4 protein-coding genes are annotated in these 5,275 nt (G+C 34.4%); 2 read left to right on the top strand and 2 right to left on the bottom strand.

From position 1 onward, the window contains the following. Positions 1 to 175: 175 nt before the first annotated feature. Positions 176 to 832, bottom strand: coding sequence for a LolA family protein (locus tag ACY65O_RS12270; RefSeq protein WP_462221146.1), 657 nt, complete (start codon positions 830 to 832; stop codon positions 176 to 178). A 249-nt stretch (positions 833 to 1,081) separates the two neighbouring features. Here ACY65O_RS12270 and ACY65O_RS12265 point away from each other — a divergent pair, with 249 nt between their 5' ends. Further along, positions 1,082 to 2,281, top strand: coding sequence for a DUF4407 domain-containing protein (locus tag ACY65O_RS12265; RefSeq protein ID WP_462221145.1), 1,200 nt, complete (start codon positions 1,082 to 1,084; stop codon positions 2,279 to 2,281). On the opposite strand, the gene ACY65O_RS12260 is transcribed toward ACY65O_RS12265, so the two are convergent. Further along, positions 2,278 to 3,123, bottom strand: a complete 846-nt coding sequence (locus ACY65O_RS12260) for a hypothetical protein (RefSeq protein WP_462221144.1) — start codon at positions 3,121 to 3,123, stop codon at positions 2,278 to 2,280. The two genes, ACY65O_RS12265 and ACY65O_RS12260, sit on opposite strands and share 4 nt — an antisense overlap. A gap of 80 nt (positions 3,124 to 3,203) precedes the next feature. Between ACY65O_RS12260 and mutS the strand changes: the two genes are divergently transcribed. Continuing rightward, positions 3,204 to 5,275: DNA mismatch repair protein MutS (gene mutS / locus ACY65O_RS12255; RefSeq protein WP_462221143.1), on the top strand; the 2,072-nt coding region annotated here is incomplete at its 3' end.

Below are 5,275 nucleotides of genomic sequence, written 5' to 3'. Positions count from 1 at the left end.
AAATAATCAGCTTCGGCGAGATATTTTTAGTTTGTTCTTTTTAAGAGAAAGCTAAAAGAGAAAAATATAAAATATTTAACCAACATTTTACAGTTTATTATCTTAAAATAAAAAGAGATTGCCAATTGGCAATCTCTTTTTATTTTTTCTGTGCTTCCGTGCCTCTGTGGCATTCTTACCTCAAATCCACCACCTCAACTCCTGGATATTTCTTCTGATCAAATACAAATTGGCCATCAGCAACAGCACTGGTTGTATTCATACTGCTAACAGCATAAGTATAACGGTTACCCGTTTTTTCAAACACTTTTGTAGAGGCAATGGTTTGTAATTTTTTATTAATGTTCACTAATACTTTGTGAAAGGGTTTGCTTTTATCAATAGGAGTTAATTCCACTTCCTGCACACCTTTTACCTCACCATTAAGTTTATATAAAAAATCTTTATCGTAAAAATTGGTGAATAATTTTTGTGGTGTAATGGTATTATTAGTAGGGTCAAGTCTGCTAATGGTAACTTCATTACTGGCCTTATCGTACGTCCATACATTGCTGCCATCACAAAAAATTTCCTGGCCGGTAACACTCACACGGTATTTTGTACCTTTCATATAAACGGTTCCGTTTTTAGAACCTAAATTTTTGCCTGCACCATTTTCCATTTTCAAAGCAAATTTTGCCACCACACTTTTAAAAGATTTAAATTTAGCACTCACTGCATCCAAAACTTTTTTAGCAGCAGGGTCACTTTGCCCCATTCCTTTTGGAGCCTGTGCGTTTACTGCAGTTACACTTATCAGCATTAAAACAAAACCAGTAAATATTTTTTTCATGTTATAGGTATTATTTAAAATAATCATCTCTTTATTAACAGGTTGCAAAGATATGTGAATAGATGGTTTTACACAAGCCGGGTTTAAAGTGCAATATCTAACAAACTGTTAATGTAGCTGGCACACTAAAATAAAAAAAACAACCTACCGTTAATCCCGGTAAGATTCTCTATTTTGCAAACACTTCAACTCAACCACCTGGTTCAACTCAACTTTCGATTCATTTATTAATTCATTAAATTATTTAAAATGACAGAAAGAAACGTTCCCATTTCTCAAAGAGAAACCTATGAACCATCACAATTAACAGAGTTTTTATGGTGGCTTTCTACCGCCGAAAGAGAAATTTTAGTGGACTCAGTAGTTGACAGAAACCGTTACCGCATTATCGGAATGACAGTTTTGGCTACCTGGCTTTTCGCCACTTTTACCTGGACGTATTTTTTCAGTACCATTGTAGATTCGCTGGTAATGGCCATAGCACTGGGGATATTTATGGGCTTTATCATTCTTACTATCGACAGGGCTTTAATAAAAGGCATTACAAAATTTAATAAGAAAAAATTTACGCCATTATTATTCAGGGCATTATTAGCCATTACCATTGGTACATTTATGGCACAGCCTGCAGTGTTATATATGTTTGACAAAGAAATAAAAATGCAAACATCGCTGGATAATGAAAAAAGAAAAATGGTAAAGCGGCAGGAGCTGGATAGTTTATACAGCAACCGTAAAAATGAATTGCTTGCACAAAAAGAAAAAATTAAAACAGAACTGGAAGATAAATATGCTGATGTAGATAAAGCAAGGGTAAATTTTTTATCTGAAACAGATGGCAGCGGCGGAACCGGAAAAATTGGCATTAAAGATATTGCCATTGCTAAGCGAAATGAGTATCAAAAATTAGATGCCGATTATCAAACACTATTAAAAGCTGAACAAACAAAATTAAACGGCACCGAAAAAGAGTTAAATGAAATAGAAGGAAAAATAAAAACCGAAGAAACTGCTTTTACACAATACCTCAACAATGGTTTTTTAACAAGGGTAGAGGCACTGAGTAATTTATTAAAAAATAATCCGCCTCTGCAATTCCGTTATTACTTAATTGTTTTTATTTTAATGCTGATAGAGCTGATGCCCGTAATTGCAAAAACATTATTACCCAGTGGCAGCTACGACGAAAAAGTGTTGTTGAGGGAAGAAATGGAAATTGAAATTGCCCGAAGCAATATGCGTAAAGAACAACAGCTAAAAGAAATGTACAATCAGATGGCGCATGAATATGATGGCGAAGCCATCACTGCATTTTTCCGGCTTACCAAAGATGACCGGGATGAAAAAATAAGATCGTTCAGTAAAAAGTGGAAAGATGAAAATCATCAAACCTTTGACGGACTTTGGGAGAAAATGAAGAAGGAGATTTTGACAAAGCAGGAAAATTAGTATTCATCGGTTTTAGTAAATGTAATTTCAATAACTGGGGTTTTAAAATTATTGAAAGAGCTAAAGCTTTCACCACCACCAAGTTCCGTGTTTGTGATAATTTTATTTTCAGCTATCCTGAATTTATCAGTTAGATATTTTTTTATTTTTTCCAGGCTATAATGACCTCTGCACATGTCATACATGCAGCAAGTGGGAGGATAATGAACAATTTGAATAAAATGTATAGAATCGCTTTCCTGTTTTATAAATCGGGTTGCAATCTCGTTCAATAAAGGGTCATCGATTTCCTTGATATCTACATCTGGTTTTTGAAGGAAGGAGTTTACAGTGCAAATAAAAATGCTGTCATTTTTATAGCCTATAGTATCAGTCTTCTTTAAAATTATTGCAATGGAATTGAAATATCTTTTAGAGAATTTTATATAATCTTTTTTATCGCCGGTATTGCCGTCAAATGCATAGGAGTAAGATGTTTCCATATCTTTTTTTACTACTTTTCCTTCGTAGTAATAATTGGAAAGCTTTCTCCTTATCATATTACATTTAGCCAATAATTTGTTATCTAAGGAATACTGATTTATATAATCATATCGAACATCAAGAAGTTTTTCATAATAAAATATTGCTTTCTTTAATGAATGATTAGCCTCATAATATTTGGCTAACTCAATAAATGCATTTGCCCATTTTGATTGTTTCCTTTCTGAAAATAATAATGGATCTTTCTTGGTAATTTTTTTTAGAGAATCCAGCCAAACTTTATCGGACGGTTTTTCCTGTGCATTTGCGATTGTGGATATCGAAAATATAATTGCTGTAAGGATGTATCTTATAGTCATAGTTTGTATGGTTAATTAAAGTTAATAAATTCTTTAAGACCAAAAATGTAATTTAAGTTTTGCGCTTATATTTGCCAACTATGGCTAAAGCAGTTGGCGAAACACCCTTAATGCAGCAACACAATGCCATCAAGGCAAAATACCCTGATGCAATTTTACTTTTTAGGGTGGGGGATTTTTATGAAACTTTTGGTGATGATGCAGTGAAAACTTCTACTGTATTAGGCATTACACTCACTAAAAGAAATAATGGCGATGAAAAATCTTCGCAGTTAGCAGGTTTTCCTCATCATGCATTGGATACGTATTTACACAAATTAGTAAAGGCCGGTTATCGTGTGGCCATCTGCGACCAATTGGAAGATCCCAAACAAGCCAAGGGTATTGTAAAACGTGGCGTAACAGAATTGGTAACTCCCGGTGTAGCCACAAGCGATAAATTATTAGAACATAACAGCAATAATTTTTTAGCCGCTTTACATTTTAATGAAGATAAAATTGGCATTGCATTTTTAGACATCAGCACCGGCGAATTTTTTTTAGCCGAAGGCGATGCCGCTTACGCCGACAAATTATTACAAAGTTTAAAACCTGCCGAAGTAATTTTTCAACGCAACAGGCAAAAACAATTTAAAGAATTATTCGGCACTAAATTTTTTACCTACACTTTAGATGAATGGATCTTTACGGAAGCATACGCCACCGAAAGTTTATTAAAACATTTTGGTACCCACAGCTTAAAAGGTTTTGGTATTGAATCTCTTTCAACAGCTATCATTGCAGCAGGCGCTATTTTACATTATTTAAAAGATACAGAGCATCCCAATCTTGGTCATATTACTTCTATACAAAGAATAGATAAGGATGATCATTTATGGATGGACCGTTTTACCATAAGAAATTTAGAATTGTTTGGCGGCGATGGGCAAAATACTTTATTGAAAGTGATGGACAATACCGTGAGCGCCATGGGGGCAAGATTATTGAAGCGTTGGATAATTATGCCATTAAATAATATCAGCAAAATAAATGAACGCTTAAATACGGTTGAATTTTTTATAAAAGAAATTGATATAAGAAATAAAATTACCCAACATATAAAGCAGGCAGGGGATGTAGAAAGATTAGTGAGTAAAGTGCCATTGAAAAAAGTTAATCCAAGAGAAGTGTTGCAAATTGCAAAAGGCCTGCAGCAAACCGAAGGTATAAAAATAATTTGCGAATCTTCATCCAATGATTATTTAAAAAGATTAGGCGATTCTTTAAACCCCTGTAAATATATTTTAGATAAGATTGTAAAAGAGCTGAATGAAAATCCGCCGGTGGCTGCGGCAAAAGGTGGCGTAATTGCTCTGGGCATTAATGAAGAATTGGATGATCTTAGAAAAATTGCCAGCGGGGGAAAAGATTATTTAATTCAGTTGCAACAAAAGGAAGCATTGGCAACAGGTATCTCTTCTTTAAAAATAAGTTTCAACAATGTATTTGGTTATTATTTAGAAGTTACACATGCACATAAAACCAAAGTGCCCGAAACATGGATACGCAAACAAACTTTAGTAAACGCAGAAAGATACATCACCCCTGAATTAAAAGAATACGAAGAAAAAATTGTTGGTGCAGAGGATAAAATTCTTGCCATAGAAATGCAGCTGTTCGAAAAATTATTAAACGAATTACAGGATTATATTGCACCGATGCAGGTAAACGGGCATGTAATGGCAGTATTGGATTGCTTAAGTTGTTTTGCCAACAATGCTTTGCAGTTCAATTATAAAAAACCAATTTTAAACGACGGTAATATTTTAGATTTAAAAGACAGTCGCCACCCGGTAATAGAAAGATATTTACCTGTTGGCGAACAATATATTGCCAACGACATTTTATTAGATCCATCTACCCAACAAATAATTATTTTAACCGGCCCCAACATGAGTGGTAAGAGTGCCATACTGAGACAAACAGCGCTTATTACTTTAATGGCACACATGGGCAGTTTTGTGCCAGCATCGGATGCTAAAATCCCATTAACGGATAAAATTTTTACAAGGGTAGGCGCCAGCGATAATTTAAGTGGTGGCGAAAGTACTTTTATGGTGGAGATGAATGAAACCGCCAGCATCATCAACAATATTACCAGCCGCAGTTTAAT

It is taken from the genome of Ferruginibacter sp. (assembly GCF_031430955.1).
GTDB lineage: Bacteria > Bacteroidota > Bacteroidia > Chitinophagales > Chitinophagaceae > Ferruginibacter.
This window is presented reverse-complemented; position numbering and strand designations above follow the sequence as displayed.